A 25543-nucleotide genomic window follows, 5' to 3' on the forward strand; every position below is an offset into this window, starting at 1 on the left:
GAAAAGGCCAGGCCGCCCGCCTGGCAAAAATGCCTCCGCGCGAAGCCTCAGACCCGGATGTTAACCCGGGCCCCGCTCTCAAAGAGGTGAATGGAGTCAATGAAGCGCACCACCCGGGTTTTGTAGCCCATCACAATCGAGTGGGTGCGGGCTCCGCCGCCAAAATAGCGCACCCCTTCCAGAAGCTCGCCGTGGGTGATGCCGGTCGCCGAGAACACAATTTGCTGGCCGGGGGCCAGATCGTTGGTCCGGTAGATTCTACCCTCGTCTACCCCCATGGCCCGAAGCCGCTGCCGCTGCTCCTCGTTTTCCGGCAGGAAGCGCCCTTGTATCTCGCCCCCCATGCACTTGAGGGCCGCAGCGGCCAGGACCCCCTCCGGGGCCCCCCCGCTGCCCATCATGGCGTGCACCCCGGTACCCCGCACAGCCACCGCCACCGCCGCCACCACATCGCCATCGGCAATGAGCTTCACCCTGGCCCCGGCCTGCCGCACCTCCCTGATGAGCCTTTCATGTCTGGGCCTGTCCAGGATGACCACCACCAGGTCCTCCACCTTGCGCTGCAAGGCATCGGCAATGATGCGCAGATTGGCCTCCACCGGGTAGTCCAGGCTCACCTTGCCCGCAGCCGGGGGGCCTACCACCAGCTTCTGCATGTACATGTCGGGCGCGCCCACCAAGCCCCCCTTTTCGCTGATGGCAATCACCGTGATAGCGTTGGGAAGTCCCTTGGCCGTGATGTTGGTGCCCTCCACCGGGTCCACCGCAATGTCCACCTCAGGTCCGCCCCGCCCCAGCACCTCGCCGATGTAGAGCATGGGGGCCTCGTCCATCTCCCCTTCGCCGATGACCACCCGGCCCCGGATGGGCAGCTCCGAGAGAACCTGGCGCATGGCCTCGGTTCCGGCTGCGTCCACCGCCTCTTTATCCCCCATGCCGGCCAGGCGGCTGGCGGCCAGAGCAGCTTGTTCCGTGACCCGGGCCACCTCGAGCACCAAAAGCCGTTCAATATCCATGTCCACGTTGACTTCCATGCCTCGAGCTTACCAGGCCTGGCCCAGGCGCGGCCTTGGTAGCCCTTCCAAGGCGACCTCAGGGCCGGTGGCGGTGCCAGAGGGTCTGGGCCAGGTCGGAAGGCGAGACCCCCCGCTCGGCCAAGGCGAACAGCAGGTGAAAAACCAGATCAGCAGCCTCCCAGACCAGCGCCTCTTTCTCCGAGTTCTTGGCCGCAATGATGACCTCCCCCGCCTCCTCACCCACCTTCTTCAGGACACGATCCAACCCAGCCTGGTGCAGCTTGGCCACATAGGAGCCCTCGGGCAGGGAGGATATGCGCTCCAAAATGGTCTGGTAGACCCTCTCCAGCACCTCGCCCAAAGGAGGGTGGGCGGGGCCTCCCTCCTCCCCCAGGGGGTGGTGGAAGCAGCTCTCCGCCCCAGTGTGGCAGGCCGGCCCGTGGGGCACCACCCGGTACAAAACCGCGTCCTGATCGCAATCCAGGAGCACCTCCAGCACCTCCTGACCGTGGCCCGAGGTCTGGCCCTTGACCCAAAGCGCCTGTCGGCTGCGGCTGAAGAAGGTGCTCCTGCGGGTCCTCAGCGTCCCCTCCAGGGCCTCCCGGTTGGCGTAGGCCAGGGTTAGCACCCTCCCCGTGCGGGCGTCCTGGACGACCACCGGAACCAAGCCATCGGGGCCAAAGCGAACGTCGTCTAGGTTCATGCGGTTAGCATATCGCCTAGCGCCGCACGGGAATGCCCCGCCGGGCCAGGTAGGCTTTTAGCTCGGGAATGGCGATTTCCCCAAAGTGGAAGACGCTGGCCGCCAGGGCCGCATCGGCCATACCTTCCTGGAAAACCTCCGCAAAGTGCTCCATGCGACCGGCCCCACCCGAAGCGACCACAGGCACCCCCACAGCGGCCGAGACCGCCCGGCAAAGCTCCAGGTCAAAGCCGTCCTTGGTGCCATCCCTGTCCATGCTGGTCAGGAGAATCTCCCCAGCCCCAAGCGCCGCCCCCCGCTCAGCCCAGGCCACCGCGTCGAGCCCGGTAGGCACCCGCCCCCCAGCCACGTAGACCTCCCATGAGGAGCCCCTTCTGCGGGCGTCGATTGCCAGCACCACCGCCTGGCGGCCAAAGTGGTCGGCGAGCTCTTGGATCAGCTCCGGCCGCCTCACCGCGGCGGAGTTGAGCGAAATCTTGTCAGCCCCGGCCATGAGCAGGGCTCGAGCGTCCTCCCGGCTGCGAACACCCCCCCCCACCGTGAAGGGGATGAAGACCTGCTCAGCCACCTGGGCGGCGATATCCAGCATGATTCCGCGCCCCTCGTGGGTTGCGCTGATGTCCAAGAAGACCAGCTCATCGGCCCCGGCCTGGCCGTAGGCCCTGGCCGCCTCCACCGGATCGCCCGCGTCGCGCAGATTGACAAAGTTAACCCCCTTGACCACCCGTCCAGCGTGAACGTCCAGGCAGGGGATGATGCGCCGGGCCAGCACGAGGGTGATTCTGGACTCTTGGGGGCCGCGGGTCAAGGGCCCAGCACCAGAAGGCTCAGCACCTCCACGTGGTGGGTGAAGGGGTAGAAGTCGTAAGGACGGGCAAAGGCCAGCCGATACCCCCCCTGAACCAGACGCCCTACGTCGCGGGCCCAGGTAACGGGGTCGCAGGCAATGTAGAGAACACGCTCGGGACGCCCCTCGAGCAACGCTCGAACCACCTCCGCCGACAACCCCGCCCGGGGCGGGTTGACCGCCACCAGCTCCGCTGGAAGGAGGCGGGGCAGCACCCTGGCATCGTCCCGATGAAAAACCAGGTTCTCCACCCCCATCCGCCTTCGGTCGGCCTCGCCCCGCCCTACCGCGTCGCGGCTGATCTCTACCGCCACCACCTCCTCAAAGCGAGGGGCCAGGTGCAGGCTCAACACCCCGCTTCCCGCATACAGCTCCACCGCCTTGCGCCCACTGCCCGCAAGGCGGGCGGCCTCCTGGTAGAGCCTTCCAGCCGCTCTGGGGTTGACCTGGGCAAAGCTTTGGACGCTGACGGTGGCGCAAACACCCCCGAACTCCTCCAGCAGGCCCACCTCGCCCCCCAGGGGGCGCACCAGGCCGCGGAAGCGTCCCTTGGGGCTTGCCTCAGCCCAGACCACCCCGGCCACGCCCTCCCGCAGGAGGGCCTGGGCGTCCCTCCTCAGAGGGCGCGGTGCTCCGCCAACCAAAGCTACCAGAACGCGGCCCTCGTAGAGCGAGGCCCGCAACGCCACCTCATCCAAGCCTCCCAGGGGCCAGCCCCTTAGGAGGTGAAAAACGGGCTCCATGGGCTTTGCGATAAGGGGGTCGTAATCAACCCGCAGGAGCTCGTGGGTGCCAGGGTACCGGTAGGCCAGCCCTCCTAGGGGGTGGAGGGCGTACTGGGCTGCGGTGCGGTAGTGGAGACCCAGCTCAGGGCCGTAAGGGGGGCTGGGCTCTATGGGGGCTGGCTCGAGATCCAGCTTAGCGACGCGGGCCAGCGCCTCCCGAACCAACCCCTGCTTCAGGGGAAGCTGGGCCGGATAGACCAGGGGCAGGTCGGCAGAGGGGGGGAGGAAACCGGTGTAGCGCTCGGGGTGGGCCTCCAGGATGCGGGCCACACGCCCTTCAAGGTGATTCTTGCTCGGCCGTAACTCGGCCTCCACCACCTCCCCGGGAAGCCCCCCACGCACCAAAGCGACCCCCCCTGGGGTCCGGGCCAACCCCAGTCCGCCAGGCACCAGCTTCTCAATGTGTAGCCTGAACACCAGTCTACCTTACCCTAACCAGCGTATACCTAAGCCCCAAGGGGAAGGTTGACGCAGACCGTCCACTGGGGAATAATCAACCCGGTTGAGGAGGGAGATTCATGAGAAGACGGCTCCTTTTCTTGGCCGCGCTGGCCCTGGCGGGCCCGGCGCTGGCACAAACCTTCATCACCATCGGTTCGGGAAGCACCACGGGGGTTTACTTCCCCGTGGCCACCGGAATTGCCAGGCTGGTCAACGACGCCAACATCGGCGTGCGGGCCAACGCCCGCTCCACCGGCGGTTCGGTCTTCAACATCAACGCCATCGCCTCCGGGGAGTTGCAGATGGGCCTGGCCCAAAACGACATCGCCTACTACGCCTACCAGGGCTGTTGCATCCCCGCCTTTGATGGGAGGGCGGTCCGGTCCATCCGGGCAGTGGGTATCCTCTACCCCGAGGTGGTGCACGTGGTGGCCCGGGCTGGCGCGGGAATCAACACCATCGCCGACCTTAGGGGCAAGCGGGTGGTCATCGGCGATGTGGGCTCTGGCACCGAGCAAAACGCCCGGCAGATTCTGGAGGCCTACGGCCTCAGCCTGAGCGACCTCCGCGAGGCCATCCGGGTCAACCCCAACAACGCCCTGGCCCTGATGCAGGACGGCCGCGCCGACGCTTTCTTCTTCACCGGGGGGCTGGGTGCTTCCGTAGTTGGCCAAGCCGCTCAGACCCTCCGCATCCAGCTCGTTGAGGTGGAGTACCGCCGGGTCCAGGAGCTGGCCAGGAAGTACCCCTTCTACCGGGCCTTCAACATCGACGGAGGGGTCTACCGGGGCGTGGACGTGACCACCCCCTCTGTGGCGGTGCTCTCAATGTGGCTGGCCGCTGAAGGCGTGAGCGCGGACGTGGTCTACAACATGATGAAGGCCACCTTCGACAACCCCGAGTTCAAATCCATCCACCCCAACCTGCAGCGCTTCTTCAACCTGAACACCGCAGCGCGCAACCTCCCTATCCCGCTCCACCCTGGGGCCGAGCGGTACTACAGGGAAAAGGGCGTCATCCGCTAAACCCTTCCCCCAGCGGGGCCGACCTGGGTCGGCCCCTTTCTTTTGGCGGTTTGGTGTAAAACAGTGCCAGTTTTGCTCGAGCCGCCCCCCTCCTGGGCTCGAGCCGGAGGTTCCGCATGAGAGACAACGAGCAAACCCAGGCCCAGCAGATGGTGGAGGAGGTTGAGCTGGGTGGGCGCAGGCCCACCGGCGTAGCCCGCTGGATTATCCTGGGCCTGGCGGTGGGCTGGAGCCTTTTTCAGGTCTGGGCCACCTGGGTGGGCTCCCTCGACGCCCTGTTCTTCCGGGCAGCCCATCTGGCCTTCGCCTTCGCCCTGGTCTTCCTGGTATACCCCTTCAGCAGAAAAAGCCCTCGGGAACGCATCCCCCTTTTTGACTGGGTGCTGGGCCTCACCGCCACCCTCTCCGCAGGCTACGTAATGTGGCAGTACAAGGAGATGATAGAGGTGCGCGGCGGCCTGGCCAACCAGACCGACCTGGTGGTGGGCAGCGTCACCATCCTGATGCTCCTGCTGGCTGGCTGGCGGGCCCTGGGACCCGCCATGCCCATCATCACCGTGCTCTTTATGCTCTTCGCCCTCACCGGTCCGCAAGGGCTTCTGCAGGGGCAGCTCCCGGGCCTGCTGGGCCAGCTCCACGCTGGGGTTCAGTGGCGCTCCCTGGTGAGCCAGCTTTTCATGAACGCTTCGGACAGCATCTGGGGAACCCCCCTAGGGGTGGCCGCCCGCACGGTCTTTGTCTTCGTGCTCTTCGGCGCGATTTTGGAGCGGGCTGGGGCCGGCAAGTGGTTTACCGACCTGGCCTTTAGCCTCCTAGGTGGGGTGCGGGGCGGCCCGGCCAAGGCCTCCATCGTTTCCTCGGCGCTCACCGGCGTGGTCTCGGGCTCCTCCATCTCCAACGTGGTGACCAGCGGTACCTTTACCATTCCAGCCATGCGCCGGGCCGGCTATTCGCCGGAGAAAGCCGGTGCTGTGGAGGTCGCGGCCAGTTCCAACGGCCAGCTCATGCCCCCTGTAATGGGGGCAGCCGCCTTCATCATGGCTGACTTCCTGGGGGTACCCTACTCGGCCCTGGTGCTGATGGCGATGGTCCCCGCGCTTCTGGCCTACCTCACCCTCTTTATCCTGGTGGACCTGGAAGCGGCCAAGCTGGGGCTGCGGGGCCTGCCCCGTTCAGAGCTACCCCGCTTCGGGCCAACCCTGCGGGCTGGGGTCCACTATGTCCTGCCGCTGGGCTACCTGCTCTACGCCCTGCTGGTGGCTGGGCTGTCCCCCGAGCGGGCTGCGCTCAACACCATCTTCATGATGATTGGGGTGGTCCTCGTGCAGGAGCTCTACCGCGCCTGGAAGCGCGGGGCGGGTTGGGCGGCGGGCCTGGGCTCTTTCTTCCGAATCCTCGTGGACGGCTTTGCCAATGGGGCCCGCAACATGGTGGGCATTGCCGTAGCCACCGCTCTGGCGGGCATCATCATTGCGGTGGTCCTCATCACCAACATCGGCTTTGGTCTGGCCGACCTCCTGCAGACCATCTCCGGAGGAAACCTGCTCCTTACCCTTTTCCTGGCCCAGATCATCAGCCTGGTGCTCGGAATGGGTCTGCCCACCACTGCAAACTATGTGGTCATGGCCAGCCTGGTGGTTCCGGTGATCACCAGAATCGCCCAACAGAGCGGCGTGGACTACGGCGCTTTGGTCTTCTCAGGAATTGAGGTGCCTGTCCTCAAGATCGTAGCCCACATGTTCGCCTTCTACTTCGGCATTATGGCCGACTCCACCCCCCCAGTAGCGCTGGCGGCCTACGCCGCCTCGGCAATTGCTCGGAGCAACCCTTTCCAAACCGGGGTCCAGGGGTTCGTCTACGAACTGCGCACGGCCCTCCTGGCCTACATGGTCTTCTTCAACCCCGGCCTGCTGCTCATCGGGGTGGAGGGCTTCCTCGAGGGAGCCCGCATCATTCTCACCGCCCTGATAGGGCTTGCGGCCTTCTCCGGGGCCACCCTGGGCTACCTCTGGGGCCCGGCCAACCCCCTCCAGCGCCTGCTCTACCTGGGTGCAGCCTTCTTGCTGATACCCAACAACCCCCAGCTGGAAGTTATAGGGCTCCTGCTGATGGGGCTGGCGCTCCTATGGCAGAGGTTCTCCCAAGGGCCCGCACGGGCATGAGGCTCTACATAGGAGCGCTCCTCGACCCTGCCGCCCCAGTGGCAGCGCGGCGTCTGGGCCTGCTCCAGCTCAGCCTTCTGGCCCTGGTCCCGCAAGCCTTCCACCTGCTCCTGGCGGCTTGGGCCCTCCCCGACCTGAGGGGCCTATCGGAGGGAGCGGTCTGGGGGGTAGGGGGTTTTTCCCTCCTCCTGCTGGGGCTTATCCTGGCGCTTAGGTGGCGGGCCCGGGGGAGCAAACTGGCCCTGGCCCGGCGGGTCTTTCTAGACGCCCTGTGGCTGGGAACCGCTGGGCTTTGCGCCTTGGTCCTAGGCCGGATGGGGCAGGAAGCGGCTGCGCTAGGGCTTGGAGGACTGGGCCTGCTCGGGTACGGAGCGGGTTGGCTTAGGCTTTGGTTTGCGCTGGGCCAGGCGGAGCCACCAGGGCGAGGCCCCTGGAGGAGGCCCTAGAAGCTGCTGTATCCGGGGCAGGGCCTCCTCAGCCCGGATGCGGCCCAGCTCGTAGGCTCGCTCGGCCTGGGTGGGGTCGAAGGTCTCAATGGGGGGATCGGCAGCCAGGGCAATGCTCAGGTCAGCCTGGGCCAGGGCCAGGCTCAACAGGCGGCGGCGTGAGGCCTCACCGGCCTGGAGGGCCGCCTCGAGCGCACTTCTGGGCTCGCTCGCCGCCGGCTTGTTGGAGACATCCACCGCCACCACCGGCCCCAGCCCCAAGGCTCTGGCAGCGGTGACCGGAACCTTCTCCGCTACATCGCCATCCACCAAACACCGTCCGTGCCAGCGCACCGGGGGAAAAACACTGGGAACCGCGCTGCTGGCGGCCAGGGCTTCCGCCACCGGCCCGGTCTTGAGCATGACCAGCTCACCGGTGTGAAGATCGCAGGCCTGGATAACCAGAGGAATAGGGCTCTCCTCAATGCGCAGGTCGCCAAAGAGGGCACGAAAGCCCTGGCGAATCTTACTCCCCTCGGCCAGGTAGGGCCTGCGCAGGAACTCCACCAGGCGGAGCACCTGGTGAAGGGCATCGTTCTTCTGCAGCCGCTCGAGCTCGGGGTCTCTAAGCCACTCGGCTAGCTCCACAGGGCGCATCTGCCGGCCAAAAGCGTACATCGCGGCGGCCAAGGCTCCAGCCGAGCTTCCGGCCAGGCCCACCACGGGTATCCGGGCTTCACGCAGCACGTCCAGAAGCGCCAGATGGGCAATACCCCGCACACCTCCTCCCCCCAAGGCCAGCACGATACCTCTCATAGGGGCCATGGTAGCAGAAGCCCAAGCCTGGTGGGGCAAGGGTCTTTTCATTTCGGCTCCACCCCCAAGAAACTGGGGTAGCATAAAGCCGCTATGGTTCCCGACCTGTCCCAGGTACCTGGGGTCCTAGGGGAGATTTGCCGGCGGCGCTACACTGAGGTGGTTGCCCTGGAAAAAGGCATCCCCAACCCGCCCACACCAGCCCCTCCCTCCTTTGCTCGAGCCCTAAGCGAACCCGGCCTCTCCCTCATCGCGGAGGTAAAGCGGAAAAGCCCCTCCCAGGGGGATATCGCAAACCTGGACGCAGCCCAGGTAGCCCGGGCCTACGCCGCGGGTGGGGCCCAGGCCATCAGCGTCCTCACCGAACCCCATTACTTTGCCGGCTCCGACCAGGACCTGATTGAGGTGCGGCGGGCGGTTGAGCTGCCCATCCTGCGCAAAGACTTCACCGTGCACCCCCTACAGGTAGCCCAAGCCCGTGCGCTGGGGGCTTCGGCAGTGCTGCTGATTGTGGCGGTGCTGGGGCGGCTGACGGAAGCCTACCTGAGCCTGGCCCGTTCAGAGGGTCTGGACGCGCTGGTAGAGGTTCACGACGAGGCCGAACTCGAGCTGGCCATGGCCGCAGGGGCCTCCATCATCGGCATCAATAACCGCAATCTGGCCGACTTGAGCGTGGACCGAAGCAACGCCCCTCGGCTGGGCCAGCGGGCCCGAGCGGCGGGGTTTCGGGGGCTTTTGGTGGCGGAGTCGGGCTACAGCGAGCCCGGCCAGCTTGTCGAGCTGACCGGCCTCTTTGATGGGGTGCTCATAGGCACCCACCTGGCCCGGAGCAAAGACTGGAGGGAGGCGGTGGCACAGATCCGGTCTGCAGGGGCCTAAGCCCCCTCCCAGGGTCCGGGCGGCTGGTCGGGAATTTCCAGAACACGGGTTTCCGTCCTGTAGAGCCGCATCCCGCGGGCTAGGTAGTTGGTCAGGGCCCGGGGGCTGTCCAAGGAGCAGGTGCGCACCCAAACCCGGCAGGCCCCAAGCCGCCAAGCCTCCTCCAAGGCGCGGGTAAGCAGGTACCCTCCCAGGCCCATCCCGCTGAACTGGGGAAGCAGGCCGAAGTACGCGATCTCCACATTGCCCTCGGCCTGCAGCTCGAGCTGAAAGTACCCCGCCGGCGTACCCCTAAGATAGGCCACCCAGGTATGGAGGTTGGGGTTTTGCGCGTAGGCCAGCCACTGCTGGTAGTCCCAGTGGGCCTTCTCATACCAGTACCAGTTTCCTCCCACGCTGCGGTACAGGAAGCGCTGCAGCTCTGCGCTGGGAATCTCAGCCTTCATCAGCAAAAAGCCCTCTGGAGCACCCTGCTTGGGGCGCATTTCCTCGGGCGAACCCATCTCCAAATAGTAGGTGGTGACCTCGGCCTGCACGCTAGCGGAGCTTTTCCAAAAGGTCCTCCCGAACGGGGTGAAAGGCATCAAAGGCCACCGTATCCTCCAGGAAAACCGCCTCGTGCTCAACCCCCCCGGGCACATGGGCCACATCCCCTGGGCCCAGCTCGAGCCACACCTCCCCCACCCGAAGCCGCACCCGCCCCGAGAAGACCAGGGTCATCTGCTCGTGCGGGTGGGCATGGGCTGGCAGAACCGCCCCAGCCCTGGCCTCGGCCCGGAGCAACATCAGCTTCTCCCCCGCAAAAGGCCTGAGGAGGGCAGCAGGGGTTTGGATGGCCGGCAGTTCCGCGGTACGGGCGAATCTGGTCATAGGCCGATTTTACCGGTCTAGCGCCCACCCAGATAGGCCTCCTGAATCTCCGGTCGGGCCGCCAGCTCCCTGGCCGGGCCGCTCAGGGTGAGCTGACCGGTCTGAAGCACATAGCCCCGGTGGGCTATCTGAAGGGCAAGGCGGGCGTTCTGCTCCACCAGGAGGATGGTCTTACCCTGCTGGTTGAGCTTCTGGATAATCTCAAAGATGAAGTCCACCAGAACCGGGGCCAGCCCCATGGAAGGTTCGTCCATCAGGAGCAGCCTGGGGTCCTGCATCAGGGCCCGGCCAATGGCGAGCATCTGCTGCTCCCCCCCAGAGAGGGTGCCACCTTTCTGATGGCGCCGCTCGGCCAGGCGGGGAAAGAGGGTGAAAACCTGCTCCTTTCGCTCCTGAAGTACCCGGGGGTCCCTGATGAGAAACCCCCCCATGTCCAGGTTCTCCTCCACCGTCATGCGGGGGAAGATGCGGCGCCCCTCCGGGACATGGCCCAGGCCAAGGGCCACGATCCTGTCCGCCGGGAGCTTGTGGATGGGCTGGCCCTGGTAGATGACCTCACCCTTACGGGGCCTGTTCATACCACTGATGGTGCGCAGGGTGGTGCTTTTACCCGCACCGTTGGCCCCAATCAGGGTGACAATTTCCCCCTCCTCCACGGTCAGCGAAACCCCCTTCAGGGCGTGGATGTGCCCGTAGTAGGTGTGAATATCCCTGACCTCAAGCAGGGGCATGGGTCCCTCCAGCCTGCCCGGCCGCGCCTTTGCCCAGGTAGGCCTCGATAACCCGAGGGTTGCTGCGCACCTCGTGGGGTAGCCCCTCGGCAATCTTGCTGCCGTACTCGAGCACCGCAATCCGGTCGGAAATGCTCATCACCATGGCCATGTCGTGCTCAATCAGAACGATGGTCAGCCCCAGCTCATCGCGGAGCCTGCGTACCCGGGTCTTCAGGTCCTCCGTCTCCTGCTCATTCATGCCCGCCGCAGGCTCGTCCAGGAAGAGCAACCGAGGCTCCAAGGCCAGCGCACGGGCAATCTCGAGCCGGCGCTGCTCCCCATAAGAAAGCGCCGAGGCCAGCTCCTCGGCCCGCCTATCCAGGTTCATGTAGGCCAGAAGCTCCATGGCCCGGGCTTTGGCCTTCCTCTCGGAGGCGTGGAAACGAGGGGTATGCAGAAGCACATCAAAGTAGCTCTGCTGGGTATGGGTGTGGTGGCCCACCAGCACGTTCTCCAGGACCGTCATGGCCTTGAAGAGGCGGATGTTCTGAAAGGTGCGGCCAATCCCGTTGCGGGCCACCCAGTCGGGCGAGCGGCCGGTGATGTCCTGCCCAAAGAAAACCACCCGGCCCGAGTCGGGCTTGTAGATGCCGGTGAGCAGGTTGAAAAAGGTGGTTTTCCCGGCGCCGTTGGGGCCAATTACCGAGAAAATCTCTTTGGCCCGCACCTGTAGACTCACCTCGCTGACCGCCACCAGCCCGCCGAACCTTTTGGTCACGCCCTGCACATCCAAGGCCAACTCGCTCACTTGCTCCCCCCTTCCTTGGCCTCCTGGCGGGCTTCCTGCATCTCCACCCGGTGTCTTTGCTCGGGTATCAGCCCCTCCGGCCGGAAAATCATCATCAGGATTAGGATCAACCCGAAAACCAAACGCTCGTACTTGGCCGGGTTAAGCTGAGGCGGAAGGTTGGCCATATTGTACCCGAGGATGGTGACCCCGGTCTGACGCCAGGTGTTGAGCAGGTCGGAGAAGTCCTTCAAAAGCCCGATGTTGAGCACCGTAACCGCCGCCGCCCCCACCACCGCTCCCCCAATTGAACCCATGCCACCCAGGATGACAAAGGCCAGGATGTTGATGGAAGCCTGAAGGGTGAAGGACTCCGGGCTCACAAAGGTCTGCTTGGCCGCGAAGATGGCGCCCATAATGCCGGAGAAAGCCGCGCCGGTGGCGAAAGCTAGCAGCTTGGTGGGCAGCAGGGGGATACCCATAGCCTTGGCCGCAATCTCGTCCTCGCGGATGGCCACCCAGGCCCGTCCAAACCGGGAGTTGGCCAGGCGGATGTTGACCAGAATGACCACCCCAATGACCAGAAGCACCAACAGGTAGAAGAAGAAGGCGTAGGTGATGTAGCTGTCAATCGGTTTGCCGTATACCTGTTCAGCCCCAATGGCCTGCAAAAACTGGGTGAGGAACCCTACCTCAGGCCGGTTCACGGGCGTAATGCCCTGAGGACCGTTGGTGATGTTGAGGGGTTTATCCAGATTGTTGGCGAGGACCCGCACCACCTCGCCCAGGCCCAGGGTGACGATGGCCAGGTAGTCTCCCCGCAGCCGGAGGGCCGGCAGACCGATAAGCACACCGGTAATCGCTGCGGTGATGATGGCCAGGGCCATGAAGAGGTAGAGGTAGTTTCCGGGAAGGCCGCCAGCCGGAAAACCTTCGATGAACTGGGCTGCCTGCGGAGAACCAAAGATGCCCCAGGTGTAAGCACCTATGGCGAAGAAGGCCGCAAAGCCCAAGTCCAGAAGCCCGGCCTGCCCCACCACCACATTGAGGCCCAGGGCCAGAGCAGCGAAAATTCCAATCTGGATACCCAGCTCAAACAGGAAGGAGTTGGTGAGCCCTGCGATGGGGACGGAGATAAAAAGGATGGCCGTACCCAAGGCAACGCGGACCAAGGTGGGGAGGTTGGGCAACAAAAAGCAGGCGATAAGGACACCCAAAAGGCCATAGAAGGCCAGCTTGTCGCCCGGGTTGAGGCGCAGGAGGAGGGTCAGGGTCAAGGCCAGCACCGCCAGCAGGCCTGAGCGCCAAGAAGTGGGAATCCGGCCCAGGCTGACCAGGGCCACCGACGCCAGAAGGGCCAGGTTGACCAGGTCGCTGGCAGGCCTAAGGAGCGCGCCCACCACCGAGAGCGCGGTAAAGGCCAGGGTGAAGGGAAAAATATAGCCGTTCATACCTTCTCGCTCACGTTCTGGCCAAAGATGCCCTGGGGCCGGAACAGCAGAAGCAAGACCAGTGTCAGGAAGGCGAAGACGTCCTTGTATTCCGTACCGAAATTGCCGTTGGTTAGAAAGGGCAGGTAGGTACCTGAAAGGGTCTCGAGCTGCCCCAGAATTAGCCCCCCCACCATGGCCCCGGGGATATTTCCGATACCGCCCAGAACCGCCGAGGTAAAGGCTTTCAGCCCTGGGAGCACACCAGAGTAGGGGGTAATGTTGGTGTAGAGAAGACCAAAAAGCACCCCCGCCACTCCTCCTAAAGCACCGCCAATCAGAAAGGTGCGGGAGATGATGACGTCGGGGTTAATCCCCATCAGGGCGGCAGTCTGCATGTCCTGCGAAACCGCCCGTATGGCCTTGCCCAGCTTGGTACGGTTGACCAGGTAAGTAAGGCCAATGAGCATCAGGACGGAGACCGCTATGATGAGCACCCCCTTCATCTGGATGGTGGTCTGGAAGGGCAGCTCGAACACCTGGTTGAGGGCCTCGTAGGTGCGGTACTGCATGTTGAACTCGTTGTGGCGCAACGCCGCATAGATGCGGGTCAGGTCCTGCAACAAGAACGAGACCCCAATGGCCGTAATCATGGGCACCAGGATGTTCTTGCTACCCCGCTTACGCAGAGGGCGGTAGGCGAAGCGCTCCACCAAAACGGCCATAAAGCCCGAACCCACTGCGGCGAACAGCAGGGCCACCAGCAAGAGAAGAAAAGGGTTGGCGATGACCGGGGCTGCAGGGTTGCCCCAGAAGCGGAAGACCTCGAGCCCAATCACTGCCCCTATCATGAAGACCTCGGAGTGGGCGAAGTTGATCAGGCCCAGCACCCCGTAAACCATGGTGTAGCCCAGGGCCACCATGGCATACACAAAGCCCAGCAAGAGGCCCTCCAAAACGGTCTGCGGCAGGATGGCGACCAGGTCACCCAGCGTCAAGCAAACCTCCTACGCGTAGGGTAGGCGCACCAACACGGCGCGCCGAGCCCCTTGCGCTTTAGCTTGCAAGAGTATAAAGGCTACCCTGGCTACTGACAACAGGGCACCTAGCCGACTGGGGCAGTAAGCCTCGAGCTCAACCATTCCCAAAAGCGATCCAAGGGGTTCTTGTGGACCCGGGAGCGGGCCGAGCGGGTGGCTTCCGCCGGGCCTATATCGTGGCCCAAGGCCTGGGATAGGAAGTAGCGATGGTCGGAGACCCAAAGGTACAAGTCGGCTTCTGTGCGCCCAGGAAAATCCTTGAGCACACCGTTCTCGCGAATCTGCAATACCGTGGGAAGGTAGAGGTTGTCGTACCAGTCGGCTACCGCCTCCTCCCAACTCACGGAGCGCTTCTGGTCCAGCCCCATGAAGTATTGATGTGTGCGGATGTGGTCCAGCAACACATCGTAGCGACCTGGCTTGCTAAAGAGGATGGGCTCGTGCCCAGGCCGCAGCTGGGGAAGCCGGGTCTTTTCCAGGAACTGGGCGTACTCACCCTTCAAGATAACGTCCCTTAGGGTGTCCTTGGGATTCAGCTCCACCGGCACATCCAGCTCAATGACGTAGGCATCGATGTAGCGCTGCCCCAAGGCTTTGGCCAGGGCGGTGCGGTGGTTGCCGTCCTTCACAAAGTAGGCCTCCCCCACCTTGTAGACCTCTATCGGAGGAAACTCCACCCCCTGGAGCTGGGCCTGCCGAAGCCTGGCCCAGCGTTCCAGGGTATGGGGTTCTTTGGGGAGGAACTCGGCGTCAAAGTCGCCGTAGCGGTCCACACTGCCTATAATCTTGTCTACCTCAATGGTCTGCAGCCCCTTGTAGGCCTCACCCCGGGGCCGCAAGGCTGAGACCACGCTGTAGGGCAGAAGATCGTTGGGCTTTCCCCGCAACCTGCGCAGGATGTCGTGCAGAAGCACCCGGCGCGAAAGAACTTCAGCCTCGAACTGGGCTTGGCGCTCCAAATCCATGGTGGGAAACCCCCGAAAGGACCAGCTTGTGCACCCAGGAGCCTGGCCGGGAACAGACCGGCCCGCCCCTATGGTAGCACCCAGATCATGACGGCGATGAAGGGCAGAGGTTACCCAAAACCCCCTGGGCACCAAGTTGCGAGTTTTAGAGAATGAGCAGCACCTTGCCGGTGGTTTCGCGCCCCTGCAGGGCCTTGTGGGCCTGGACAGCCTGCTCCAGCGGAAATTCAGCGCCGATATGAATTTTCAGCCTACCCTCTCGAGCCCAACCCATCACCTCTGAAGCCCGCCACTCGAGCTCCTCGCGGGTCTGGGTGTAGTGCCAAAGGGAGGGGCGGGTTAGGTAGAGACCGCCCTTTCGGTTCAGCACCTGCGGGTCAAAAGGGGCCACAGGGCCGCTGCTTTGGCCATAGAGCACCAGCATCCCCCGCACCCGCAAGCTGTTGAGGCTGCCTTCCCAGGTGGCCTGCCCTACCCCGTCGTAGACCACATCTACCCCTCTTCCTCCCGTGAGTTCGCGCACCCTTTGGTCGAAACCTTCGTAAGGCAGGGTATGATCGGCCCCAGCCTCCTTGGCCAAAGCCTGCTTGGCCAAGGAGGAGGCTGTGGCAATCACCGTGGCCCCAGCCATCTTGGCCATCTGGATAAGGAGCAGGCCAACCCCACCCGCTCCAGCGTGCACCAGGCAAGTCTCCCCGGGACTAAGGGGGTAGGTACTCTTGACCAGGTAGTGGGCGGTGAGGCCTTGAAGCATTCCAGCCGCCGCCACCTTAGGGTCCAGCCCTTCAGGAATACGCACCAGCTTGTCCGCAGGCACCAAAGCGTATTCCGCATAGCTGCCCTGAACATTGCAGTAGACCACCCTATCGCCGGGCTGAACCTGAGAAACCCCTGGGCCCACCGCCTCCACCACCCCTGCAGCCTCCTCGCCTACCGTAAAGGGAGTGGGCACAGGGTACAGGCCCGAACGCTTGTAGGTGTCGATGAAGTTGACCCCAGCAACCTGGAGCCGCACCAGGGCCTGACCCTCCCCTGGGGTAGGGATGGGCACCTCTTCCAGCACCATGGCCTCAGGGCCGCCCGGCTGGTGAACACGGATGGCTTTCATGCTGCCCATAACACCCCGCATAGGGCCTCAAAAGCCCAGGTTGACCCCTATCGCCCCTCCCAGACCGAAGGCGTTGGAGCCCAAAAAATACATAGGATGAAGCTCTACGAAAACCCCTACCAGCGGAAGCCCCACGTTCAGGTAAGTTCCCACCACCCCTCGCAAACCCAGCCCCCCAGCGGTGGGCCCCTGGTTCAGGAGGGCAACGGTGGTGCCGGTGGCGTAGAACAACCCAACCCCCGCGTAGAGGTCGGTCAGGGGCAAAGAGGCCAGAAGGTCAGCTCCACCCCCCAGCGAGGCCGGCCCACCGGTAAAGAAGTTGGCCCCAGCGTAAATCCGCCCATCCAGCAGGGGCACCAGGGGGAAGCGAACCCCGATGTTCAGGCCAAAAGCGCTCCCCGCAGTTCCCTGAAGGCTTTGGGCGAAGCTGGGAGCCAGCAAGACCAGAAGGAGCACACCCCACTTGCGCATTGTGGATACCTCCAGGCTGAGTATAACAGCCTATCCGGGCACCGACGCCAACAGCTCCGCAATCTGCACCGCGTTGAGGGCGGCTCCCTTTAGAAGCTGATCACCCGCTACGAAGAAATCCAGCCCATTGTCAAAGGCCAGGCTCCTGCGAATCCGCCCCACCTCCACGTTGAACTTCCCCGTGGCCGTGATTGGCAGAGGATAGCGCCTCTGCGCCGGGTCGTCCACCAGGTCTACCCCAGGAGCCTGCCTGAGCACCTCTCGAGCCGCCTCAGGGCTCACTGGGCGCTCAAACTCCACCGTGACCGCCTCAGCGTGAACCCGCAGGGTGGGTACCCGAACCGCCGTGCAGGAGACCCGGATGGTAGGGTCGCCAATAATCTTTTGAGTCTCCCACAGCACCTTCATCTCCTCGCGGGTGTAGCCGTTCTCCTGAAAGGTGTCGATATGGGGAATCACATTGAAGGGCAGCGGATGGGCAAAAACCCTGTGCTCCACAGGGCGCCCTTCCAAAAAGCTCCGGGTTCCCTCCAGCAACTCCTCCATACCGCTGGCCCCCGCACCAGAGGCACTCTGATAGGTACTCACAATCACCCGCCGGGCCCTAAAGGCGCGGTGGAGGGGGAAAAGGGCCATCACCAGGATGGCCGTGGTGCAGTTGGGGTTCGCAATGATGTTCTTATGCTTCCTTATCGCTTCCGGATTGACCTCCGGCACCACCAAGGGGACCTCCGGGTCGTAGCGGAAGGCCGAGGAGTTGTCGATGACCACCGACTCCTTAGCCCAAAGCGGGGCGTACTGCTTGGAAACACCCCCACCCGCACTGGCCAGAACCACATCCGCCGGCAAGGGGGTCTCCGGCAGGGGCTCCACGGTCACCTCCTGGCCGCGGAAGCTCAGGCTTCTGCCCGCTGAGCGCGCCGAGGCGTACAACCTTAGCTCGCTAACGGGAAATTCGCGCTGCTCCAAGACCCTAAGAATCTCCCGGCCCACCGCGCCGGTCGCGCCAACAACCGCAACTCGCATCTCAGCAACCTCCTCTCAAACAAAAAACCTGCCGCGCTGGCAGGCAAGGCGGCGGACTCCAAAGCCGCCGCCTAGGGAGTAGTGGTATACCAAACCATCCGCCCCCAGCATAAGCTGAGCTTTGGCCAAAGTCAACAGCGACCGGGCTTGACGAGAGGGGATTGTCCCCCTATACTTTCCCTTGCTGTTTATGGGGCTGTGGCGCAGTTGGGAGCGCGTCTGAATGGCATTCAGAAGGTCAGGGGTTCGAGTCCCCTCAGCTCCACCAGAAAAAGCTCGAGCCGGTTGGCTCGAGCTTGCCTTTTCCCCCTACCCCTGCACACGATGGGCCAGCAGCCGGAGGCCCATCAGGACCACAAAAACTGTGCCCCCCTCGTGGGCCACCACCCCTAGGGGCAGGGGTACTTTTCCTGCCAGGGCGAAGGCCCCCACCACTCCAATCACGCTCAGGGCAAAGGCCAGGTTGAAGTAGACCGTGCGGGCCGTATCGCGGGCCAGTCGCTGAGCCCCAACCAAGCGGGTGAGGTCGTTTCGCATGAGCACCAGGTCAGCGCTCTCCAGAGAGACATCCGAGCCAGCAGCCATGGAGACCCCCACGTGCGCGGCGTTGAGGGCCGGCGCATCGTTAATGCCGTCCCCCACCATGACCACCGTCCCCTCTTGAGCAAGCTGCTGAACGCGAAGAAGCTTTTGCTCTGGCAACAGCTCGGCGTAGACCTCTTCAATGCCCAGCTGCTTCGCAACATGCTCAGCCACCGCCCTGCGGTCGCCGGTAAGCATAACCACACGGGCCCCTCGAGCCTTGAGCCCGGCAATGGCTCGAGCCGCCTCGGGCCGGGGGGCATCCGCCACCCCCAAAAGGGCCACAGGGCGGCCCTCCACCCCGAGGACGGCTGTGGTCTTCCCCTCACGCTCGAGCTCCTCCAGGCGCCTATCCAAGGCCTTGGGCAGTTCGGCACCCAGCTCCCGCAGCAACCGGCGGTTGCCCACCCAAACCCGACGGCCATCGCTCAGTACCCCCACCACGCCATGCCCGCGAATGGCCCGGATCTCCCGCACCTCCGCCGTCGGGCCCCGGTGGGCCTCCACAATAGCCTGGGCAATGGGGTGTTCGCTGTACCGCTCGATTCCCGCCGCCAGGGCCAAGGCCTCTTCCTCGCTCCCGTGCAGCACTTCCAGGTGCACCAGCCGCATTCGCCCCTCGGTCAGGGTGCCGGTCTTATCAAAAACAAAGATGCGGGCCCGGGCGAGGGACTCCAACGCCGCCCCGCTCTTGAAGAGCACCCCGGCTCGAGCCCCCGCAGCCATAGCCGAGAGCACTGCCGCAGGCGTGGCAATGACCACCGCACAGGGGCTGGCCACCACCAAAAAGGTCATCGCCCGGTACCAGGACTCATCCGCACCCAGCCCAAGGACAAAGTGGGTCAGGGCGAAGATCACTGGGGCCGAGAGCAGAACCGCCATCGTGTAGGGCCCCTCAAAACGTTGGGCAAAGCGCTCGGTGCGGCTTTTGCTGGCCTGGGCACGCTCAACCAGCCTGATGAGCTGGGCCAGCGTGCTTTCGCCCGCCGGGCGCTCAACCCGCACCCGCACCACCCCGTGCCCATTCAGGGTGCCGCTTTTTACCTGGTCGCCCGGCTTCTTATCCACCGGCACACTCTCTCCGGTGAGGGCGCTTTCGTCCACGTCGGTATAACCTTCCAGCACCGTACCGTCGGCAGCAAAACGCTCCCCCGGCCGAACCAAAAGAACATCCCCCGGCCGAAGCGCTTCCAGGGGCCTCCACTCCTCCCGCCCATCGGGCAGCAGAACACTGGCCCCCTCTGGATGAAGGGTCATCAAGGCCTCAATGGCCCAGCGGGTGCGCCGCATAGCCCAGCTTTGCAGGGCATTCGACAGGCTGAACAGGAAGAGCAGGATGGCCCCATCCCCTGCCCGCCCCACCGAGGCGGCCCCTAGGGCCGCCACCACCATCAGGAGGTCTACATCAAGCTTGCGGTCATCCACCAGGCTGCGCGCGGCTTTGAGGGCAGCGGGAACCCCCCCAGCTAAAAAGGACAGCCACCAGCAACCCAGCTGAACCGCTGGCAGCTCGAGGCCCTCAGCCACAAAACCGCCCACCACCCCCAGAAGGGTCATACCGGAGAGCAGAAAACCCCGGGCTACCTCATCCATCCAGAAATAGCCCCAGGGTTTTCTGGAAACCTCAACAGGCATCGAAAAGGTGCTCATGGTGATACCCTCTATTGATAATAATAATCATTTTCAAAAATGATCGCAAGCTCCACAGCCCAGTGCCATACCGGTGCCATAAGGGTATGTATCTAACCGCCTACGTGCACCACTGGCCGGAAGCGGGGGTCAGGCTCGGCCCGGCGCAGAATCTCGCGGGTGAGGCTGGCTACGTCCCCCTCACCCCAAAAGAGAAACCGCAAGGCTTGTTGAAAAGGGCTCTGCTCCCCCCACTCCAGGTAAACGTGGGGCCGCTTACCGGTATGGTCGCGCAGGTAGAGGAGGATGGCCGCAATGGCGTTGGGAACACTGGCCGACTGGGTGCGCAAAACCCGATAAGGACCTACCTGCACCCCAATTACCCGCACCCGGCTGGAAAACTCCGAAGGGTCCAGCACCGCCACTTCCAAAAACAAAAGCGTGCCCTGACCAGGCAAGTGGGTTTCCAACCGGACCTCCTGCTCCTTTTGGCTGTACTCAAAGACGCTACCCCGCTCGCGGTGATGGGCAATCAGGCGCAGCTCACCTTGGGCCTGTGCAATGAAGCGCTGGGCTTCCTCATCCAGCTCCACCTCTGCTACCCGCAGTTCAAAGGCCCGAAATACCCTCGAAACAAACGAAACAACCAAAACAGCAGCGATAAAAAGCAGGGCGATCCAGAGCCCGGCAGGACGCTCCAGGACGTTCATTACCCAGGTATAGGTAAAAACCAGGCCGACGAGGCCAAACCCGACTGCACCCCCCCAGGCCCTCCGGCGCAGCAGGGTGAAGAGGACCGCCAGGGAGGCCGAGGTCATCAGGGCCAACACCCCGGTAGCATAGGCCGCACCCTGAGCGTCCACATCGGCCCGGAAAAGTAAGGTGATGGCAAAGGCCACAGCGGTGAAAAAGAGCACCAAGGGCCGGGGCATACGGGTCCACTCAGGGGCCATACCGTAGCGAGGAAGGTAGCGCGGCACGAGGTTCAACAGGCCCGCCATGGCGCTAGCCCCGGCAAACCAAAGGATGAGTATGGTGGACAGGTCGTACAACGAGGCCAGCCCCGACCCTAAGTAGGCGTGAGCTAGGTAGGCTAGGGCCCGCCCATTGGCCGCCCCACCCGGCTGGAATTCCTCAGGAGGGATAAGCAAGGTGGTGACCAGGCTGCTGGAAAGAAGAAAAACGCTCATGATAAGGGCCGCAACCAGGAGTAACCTGCGGGTGTTCCGCACCCGTCCCCAGGGCTGAACCCCAGTATCCCCTGGCGCTCCTCTTACGTGGGGCATCACCGCTACCCCAGTCTCAAAGCCCGAAAGGCCCAGAGCCAGCTTGGGAAAAGCCAGAACCGAGGCCAGGATCAGCTCAGCAGGGCTAGGGTAGCGCAAGGCCACCGCCTCGAGCCAGCGGGACCAAAGGCCAGGCAGGTTCAAAATCTGCACCAGCGAAACCCCAACCACCAAGGCCGAAAGACCCAGGTAAAGCACCACTAAGACCACCGCCACCCCAATAGCCTCGCGGAAACCCAGCAAAAAGATCCCTCCCAGAAGGGCAATAAGCGCTAGGGTCAGGGCCACTGGGTGGTTAAGCCAGAGGGGGACAAGAGGATTACCAACAAGGTGGGCGGTGGCGTCTGCCGCGGAGAGGGTGATGGTAAGGATGAAGTCAGTGGCGGCAAAGCCCAAGAGCACCAGCACCACCAGTTTGGCGGTCCAGCCACTAAACAGCCGCTCTATTATCCCCACAGACCCCTCTCCGTGGGGGCTTTCGGCGGCCACCCGCCAGTACACCGGCAAGGCCCCCAAAAGGGTGAAGAGCACCAGAAAGAGCGTAGCCCAGGGCGAGAGCAGCCCTGCAGCCAAAGCCGCAATGCCTGGCTGGTAGCCCAGGGTAGAGAAGTAGTCCACCCCCGTGAGGCACATTACCTTGTACCAGGGCTGCGAGGTGTGGGCAACTGCCTCAGAGGTGCTAAAAAGCCAACGTCTAGAAGGTTTCGGGTCCGTCTTACTGGGAATTGTCCTATCCATGTAGAAGCACGAGCCGCCCCCCTCTCGGTTACAAGGCTAAGCAGAATAAGGTAAAGGCCAGGTAAAAACGGCCGTCAGCAGTTGCCTCACAAGAGACCCTCAGCGTAAGCGTGAGAAGCACGGGCATTTTTTGCATAACCTGTCCGGGGCCGCAACTCCTGCAGACGGCGGAGTGAGGGCCTGCCCGACAGCACCCGAAGAAGCGATTGTCTCAGCCTAGTGCAACCCGCCTGTCCTAAAAAAGCCAGCCCCTTGACACCCCCTCAAAACCGATAGAAAATAGCCCGGGTTTACTCTTCTCATTGCCTTGAAGGGAGCCGAAAAGCCATGGAAGACAGCGGCAGTCATAGGTTGAAGCCCGGCTCCCGGGTGGTGCGCGCCCGATTCTGAGGGAATCGCCTCCTCGGGAGCCCCTGCGCCCCGAGGAGGTTGCACTTTGTTTCGTCCAACCCGTCCTTTCCCCAAGGAGGCCCCATGAGGCGGCTTTTCCCCTCGCCCGAGGCCCTGCGCCGCCGGGCCCCCTTTTCGCGCTGGGACTTGCTGGTGATTCCCGGCGTGCTGGCCCTGTTGGCCCTACTCACCCTGGCCCTGGAGGGGGCCACCGCGCCCTACGCCCCCACCTCACCCGATCTCACGGTAAGCCTAGACCCCGTCCACCTGCCCTACTACGGCCTGCGCAGTCTGTTTCGCATGCTGGCAGCGCTCTTGCTGTCGCTGCTTTTTACCTTTACCTACGCTACCGCAGCCGCCAAGCTACCGCGGGCCGAAAAGGTGCTGATCCCGCTGCTGGACTTTTTGCAGTCGCTGCCCATCCTGGGGTTTCTGACTGCGACCACCGGCATCTTCCTGGGGTTGTTCCGCGGTAGTTTGTTTGGCCTCGAGGCCGCCAGCATCTTCGCCATCTTTACCTCGCAGGTCTGGAACATGGCCTTCAGCTTCTACACCTCCTTGCGCACGGTGCCCAAAGAGCTGCAAGAAGCTGCGGCCATGCTCAGGCTCTCCTCCTGGCAGCGCTTCTGGAAACTCGAGGTGCCCTTTGCTATGCCGGGGCTGGTCTGGAACGCCATGATGTCGGTCTCGGGGGGCTGGTTCTTTGTGGTGGCCTCCGAGGTGATCAGCGTGGTGGGGCGGGAGCGGGATCAGTACCTGCCGGGGGTGGGCGCCTACGTGGCCTTGGCCATCGAGCGAGCCGACTTTCGGGCCATGCTCTACGCCGGGCTCACCCTGTTTGTGCTGGTGCTGCTCTACGACCAGCTCCTCTTCCGCCCGGTGGTGGCCTGGGCCGAGAAGTTCAAGTTCGAGCAGTCGGCACCAGAGGAGACCGCGCAGTCGTGGGTGCTGACGCTCCTCCAGCGGGCCCGCCTGACCCGGCGCATCGCCCGCCTACCCCAGCCCTTGTGGGAGTGGCTGTGGCGCCAAAGCGCCCGCAAAAACCGGCCCGGTGCGGCCCTCGAGCCCCCACCCAGGCTGCGCTCGCGGACCCGGCGGGCCGACCTCGCGTTCAACCTGGCGGTAATGCTGGGTGCGCTGGGGCTTCTGGGGGTGCTCTTGGGATACCTGTTTGGCCCGGGCCTGGGCTTTGGGGGCGGGCAGATGCTCCAGCCCAACCCCAACCTCAACCCCGCGTTTTCCCCCGCCATAGCCCGGCGCTTTGCCGGTTTAGGGATCCGCCCCGACCCCGACCAGGCCGTCTGGCTCTCCCGCCTGTGCGCCGCTACCCAAGGGGGAACGGTGCTGGAGGAGGGCCTGAAGATGCTGCTGCGCGAGCCGGGGGTAAAAGCCCCTCCCGACCTGAAGCAGGCCTGCCAGAAGCCCTTGGCCCCGGAGGGCAGGGTGGCCTGGCCGGAGGCGCTCGAGGTACTCCGGCTCGGCCTCTTCACCGCCCTGCGGGTGACGTTGGTGGTCCTGTTGGCCACGCTTTTCTGGCTGCCCCTGGGGGTGTACATCGGCCTACGGCCCCGCCTGGCGCGCTTTGTCCAGCCGCTGGCCCAGTTCGGCGCAGCCTTCCCGGCCAATCTGCTGTTTCCCCTGTTTGTGGTGGCCATTGTGCACTTCCGGCTCAACCCTGAGGTCTGGGTCTCGCCCCTGATGGTGCTGGGAGCCCAGTGGTACATCCTCTTCAACGCGGTGGCGGGGGCTGCCGCCATCCCCAACGACCTCAAGGAAGCGGCCCGGCTGTACGGCCTGCGGGGCGGGCTGGCCTGGCGGCGGCTTTTGCTCCCGGCGATGTTTCCTGCCCTGGTCACCGGGGGCATCACCGCTTCGGGCGGCACCTGGAACGCTTCCATCGTGGCTGAGGTGGTGCGCTGGGGCGACACCACATTGGTAGCCACCGGGCTGGGGGCCTATATCGCTCGCTGGAGCACCGGGGCCTTTAACCCTCATGTGGGGCTGGGGATGCTGGCGATGGGCCTGCTGGTTTTGGCCTACAACCGGCTCCTCTGGCGGCCCCTCTACCGGCTGGCCGAGGAGCGTTTCCGGCTGGACTAAACGGAGGTATACCATGACAACGGCCCAGACCTTGCTGGAAGCCAAAGAGCTGAGCAAAACCTTCACCACCCCTGAGGGCAAGCCCTTCACCGTTTTAGACGGCATCAACCTAACGCTCCGAGAAGGGGAGATTGTGGCCCTTTTGGGCCGCAGCGGTTCGGGCAAAAGCACCCTTTTGCGCTGCCTGAGTGGGCTCATCCGGCCCAGTGCGGGCGAGGTGCGCTACCGGGGCCAGGAAGTACCGGGGCCCATGCCAGGCATGGCCATGGTCTTTCAGAGCTTCGCCCTGTTTCCCTGGCTCAGCGTGCAACAAAACGTGGAGCTGGGTCTGGAGGCCATGGGTATTCCCGCTCCCGAGCGCCGCCAGCGGGCCCTGGAGGCCCTCGAGCTCATCGGGCTAGACGGGTTTGAAAAGGCTTTTCCCAAGGAACTCTCGGGGGGGATGCGCCAGCGGGTGGGCTTCGCCCGGGCGCTGGTCACCCGGCCCGAGGTGCTCTTCATGGACGAGCCTTTTAGCGCGCTGGACGTGCTCACCGCCGAGACCCTGCGGGAGGAACTGCTGGAAATCTGGCACGCCCAGCGCATGCCCCTGAAGGCCATCCTGCTGGTCACGCACAACATCGAAGAGGCGGTGCTCCTGGCCCACCGCATCCTGGTACTCTCGTCCAACCCCGGGCGCATCCGGGCCGAGGTGCCGGTACCCCTCGACCACCCCCGCGACCGCGAAGACCCGGCCTTCCAGGGGCTGGTGGAGCAGGTCTACCGTATCCTGACCGCCAAGCCCGCTTTGGAGCCCCCGCAAGAGCCCATCGGCATCGGCTACCGCCTGCCCAAGGCCCCGATAGAGGGGCTGGTGAGCCTCTTGGAGCGGGTGGCCGAGGGCCCCGACTTTGGCCGGGAAGACCTGCCCCGCTTGGCCGAGGAGATGCGCCTCGAGGTAGACGACCTCTTCCCCTTGCTAGACGCCGCCGAACTGCTGGGGCTAGCGGTTTTGCAGGAAGGGGACATCCGGCTGAGCGCCGAGGGCCTGCGCTTTATCCAGGCAAACCCGGAAGGGCGAAGGCAAATCCTGGCCGAGCGGCTGCTCCTCCACGTGCCCCTGCTGGCCCACATCCACCGGGTGCTGCACACCCGTCCCAGCGGCCAGGCCCCTGAGGAGCGCTTTTTGCGCGAGCTGGAAGACTACATGTCCGCCGAAGACGCCGAGGGTGTGCTGGCTATTGCGACTGACTGGGGGCGCTACGCCGGGCTATTTGAGTACGACTACAACCGGGGGGTGCTGATGCGGGAACCGGTGCCGGGCTAGCCT

At 64.2% G+C, this 25543-nt stretch carries 23 protein-coding genes and 1 tRNA gene; 7 read left to right on the plus strand and 17 right to left on the minus strand.

What is annotated here, in order from left to right:
* Positions 1 to 47 precede the first annotated feature (47 nt).
* From glpX to NZ849_RS11650, 4 genes are all read right to left on the minus strand, one after another.
* Positions 48 to 1016 (minus strand): class II fructose-bisphosphatase, encoded by a 969-nt coding sequence (gene glpX / locus NZ849_RS11635; RefSeq protein WP_295407798.1) that lies wholly within the window; start codon positions 1014 to 1016, stop codon positions 48 to 50.
* A gap of 76 nt (positions 1017 to 1092) precedes the next feature.
* Entirely contained in the window at positions 1093 to 1719 is a 627-nt protein-coding gene (hisIE, locus tag NZ849_RS11640) for a bifunctional phosphoribosyl-AMP cyclohydrolase/phosphoribosyl-ATP diphosphatase HisIE (protein ID WP_295407682.1), read from the minus strand.
* A 16-nt stretch (positions 1720 to 1735) separates the two neighbouring features.
* Entirely contained in the window at positions 1736 to 2491 is a 756-nt protein-coding gene (gene hisF / locus NZ849_RS11645; protein WP_295407685.1) for an imidazole glycerol phosphate synthase subunit HisF, read from the minus strand.
* A gap of 32 nt (positions 2492 to 2523) precedes the next feature.
* Positions 2524 to 3768 carry an RNA methyltransferase gene (locus NZ849_RS11650; RefSeq protein WP_295407688.1) on the minus strand — a complete coding sequence of 415 codons (1245 nt, stop codon included), beginning with the start codon at positions 3766 to 3768 and terminating at the stop codon, positions 2524 to 2526.
* Between the two features lie 101 nt (positions 3769 to 3869).
* On the opposite strand from NZ849_RS11650, the gene NZ849_RS11655 reads away from it, so the two are divergent.
* The 3 genes from NZ849_RS11655 to NZ849_RS11665 all read left to right on the plus strand — a co-directional run bounded on the left by NZ849_RS11655 (position 3870) and on the right by NZ849_RS11665 (position 7425).
* Positions 3870 to 4817, plus strand: coding sequence for a TAXI family TRAP transporter solute-binding subunit (locus NZ849_RS11655; RefSeq protein WP_295407692.1), 948 nt, complete (start codon positions 3870 to 3872; stop codon positions 4815 to 4817).
* Between the two features lie 116 nt (positions 4818 to 4933).
* Positions 4934 to 6979: a TRAP transporter permease gene (locus NZ849_RS11660; protein ID WP_295407695.1), complete on the plus strand. Its 2046-nt coding sequence runs from the start codon at positions 4934 to 4936 to the stop codon at positions 6977 to 6979.
* Positions 6943 to 7425 carry a hypothetical protein gene (locus tag NZ849_RS11665; protein ID WP_295407698.1) on the plus strand — a complete coding sequence of 161 codons (483 nt, stop codon included), beginning with the start codon at positions 6943 to 6945 and terminating at the stop codon, positions 7423 to 7425. Before NZ849_RS11660 ends, NZ849_RS11665 begins: the two co-directional genes overlap by 37 nt.
* Here NZ849_RS11665 and NZ849_RS11670 read toward each other — a convergent pair.
* Positions 7315 to 8220 (minus strand): patatin-like phospholipase family protein, encoded by a 906-nt coding sequence (locus NZ849_RS11670; RefSeq protein ID WP_295407702.1) that lies wholly within the window; start codon positions 8218 to 8220, stop codon positions 7315 to 7317. The two genes, NZ849_RS11665 and NZ849_RS11670, sit on opposite strands and share 111 nt — an antisense overlap.
* Positions 8221 to 8313: 93 nt before the next feature.
* Between NZ849_RS11670 and trpC the strand changes: the two genes are divergently transcribed.
* Complete coding sequence (gene trpC / locus NZ849_RS11675) at positions 8314 to 9099, plus strand: indole-3-glycerol phosphate synthase TrpC (protein WP_295407705.1); 786 nt, start codon at positions 8314 to 8316, stop codon at positions 9097 to 9099.
* Here the strand turns inward: trpC and NZ849_RS11680 are convergent.
* From NZ849_RS11680 to NZ849_RS11725, 10 genes are all read right to left on the minus strand, one after another.
* Positions 9096 to 9635 (minus strand): GNAT family N-acetyltransferase, encoded by a 540-nt coding sequence (locus tag NZ849_RS11680; RefSeq protein ID WP_295407709.1) that lies wholly within the window; start codon positions 9633 to 9635, stop codon positions 9096 to 9098. The two genes, trpC and NZ849_RS11680, sit on opposite strands and share 4 nt — an antisense overlap.
* Position 9636: 1 nt before the next feature.
* Positions 9637 to 9969 (minus strand): cupin domain-containing protein, encoded by a 333-nt coding sequence (locus NZ849_RS11685; RefSeq protein ID WP_295407713.1) that lies wholly within the window; start codon positions 9967 to 9969, stop codon positions 9637 to 9639.
* A gap of 17 nt (positions 9970 to 9986) precedes the next feature.
* Positions 9987 to 10700: an ABC transporter ATP-binding protein gene (locus NZ849_RS11690; protein ID WP_295407717.1), complete on the minus strand. Its 714-nt coding sequence runs from the start codon at positions 10698 to 10700 to the stop codon at positions 9987 to 9989.
* Positions 10687 to 11490 (minus strand): ABC transporter ATP-binding protein, encoded by an 804-nt coding sequence (locus tag NZ849_RS11695; RefSeq protein WP_295407721.1) that lies wholly within the window; start codon positions 11488 to 11490, stop codon positions 10687 to 10689. The genes NZ849_RS11690 and NZ849_RS11695 overlap by 14 nt, the downstream gene beginning before the upstream one ends.
* Complete coding sequence (locus tag NZ849_RS11700; protein ID WP_295407725.1) at positions 11487 to 12920, minus strand: branched-chain amino acid ABC transporter permease; 1434 nt, start codon at positions 12918 to 12920, stop codon at positions 11487 to 11489. Before NZ849_RS11700 ends, NZ849_RS11695 begins: the two co-directional genes overlap by 4 nt.
* Positions 12917 to 13897, minus strand: coding sequence for a branched-chain amino acid ABC transporter permease (locus NZ849_RS11705; protein ID WP_295407728.1), 981 nt, complete (start codon positions 13895 to 13897; stop codon positions 12917 to 12919). Before NZ849_RS11705 ends, NZ849_RS11700 begins: the two co-directional genes overlap by 4 nt.
* Positions 13898 to 14004: 107 nt before the next feature.
* The gene (locus NZ849_RS11710; RefSeq protein WP_295407732.1) at positions 14005 to 14904 is read right to left on the minus strand and encodes a DUF4032 domain-containing protein; all 900 of its coding nucleotides are present in this window, start codon (positions 14902 to 14904) and stop codon (positions 14005 to 14007) included.
* 145 nt (positions 14905 to 15049) lie between these two features.
* Entirely contained in the window at positions 15050 to 16012 is a 963-nt protein-coding gene (locus NZ849_RS11715; RefSeq protein WP_295407802.1) for a quinone oxidoreductase, read from the minus strand.
* 27 nt (positions 16013 to 16039) lie between these two features.
* Entirely contained in the window at positions 16040 to 16483 is a 444-nt protein-coding gene (locus NZ849_RS11720; protein ID WP_295407735.1) for a hypothetical protein, read from the minus strand.
* A 30-nt stretch (positions 16484 to 16513) separates the two neighbouring features.
* A complete protein-coding gene (locus NZ849_RS11725; protein WP_295407738.1) occupies positions 16514 to 17509 on the minus strand; it encodes an aspartate-semialdehyde dehydrogenase in 996 nt (331 codons plus the stop codon).
* Positions 17510 to 17701: 192 nt separating this feature from the next.
* Between NZ849_RS11725 and NZ849_RS11730 the strand changes: the two genes are divergently transcribed.
* Positions 17702 to 17777: transfer RNA gene (locus NZ849_RS11730), tRNA-Ala, on the plus strand.
* 41 nt (positions 17778 to 17818) lie between these two features.
* Here the strand turns inward: NZ849_RS11730 and NZ849_RS11735 are convergent.
* Entirely contained in the window at positions 17819 to 19741 is a 1923-nt protein-coding gene (locus NZ849_RS11735; RefSeq protein ID WP_295407739.1) for a cation-translocating P-type ATPase, read from the minus strand.
* A 92-nt stretch (positions 19742 to 19833) separates the two neighbouring features.
* Positions 19834 to 21639, minus strand: a complete 1806-nt coding sequence (locus NZ849_RS11740) for an amino acid transporter (protein WP_295407742.1) — start codon at positions 21637 to 21639, stop codon at positions 19834 to 19836.
* A gap of 579 nt (positions 21640 to 22218) precedes the next feature.
* Between NZ849_RS11740 and NZ849_RS11745 the strand changes: the two genes are divergently transcribed.
* Positions 22219 to 24234, plus strand: coding sequence for an ABC transporter permease subunit (locus NZ849_RS11745; RefSeq protein WP_295407744.1), 2016 nt, complete (start codon positions 22219 to 22221; stop codon positions 24232 to 24234).
* Between the two features lie 13 nt (positions 24235 to 24247).
* Positions 24248 to 25540, plus strand: coding sequence for a nitrate/sulfonate/bicarbonate ABC transporter ATP-binding protein (locus NZ849_RS11750; protein ID WP_295407747.1), 1293 nt, complete (start codon positions 24248 to 24250; stop codon positions 25538 to 25540).
* Positions 25541 to 25543: the final 3 nt, after the last annotated feature.

Origin of the sequence: Meiothermus sp. (assembly GCF_025060375.1) — a bacterium.
GTDB lineage: Bacteria > Deinococcota > Deinococci > Deinococcales > Thermaceae > Meiothermus.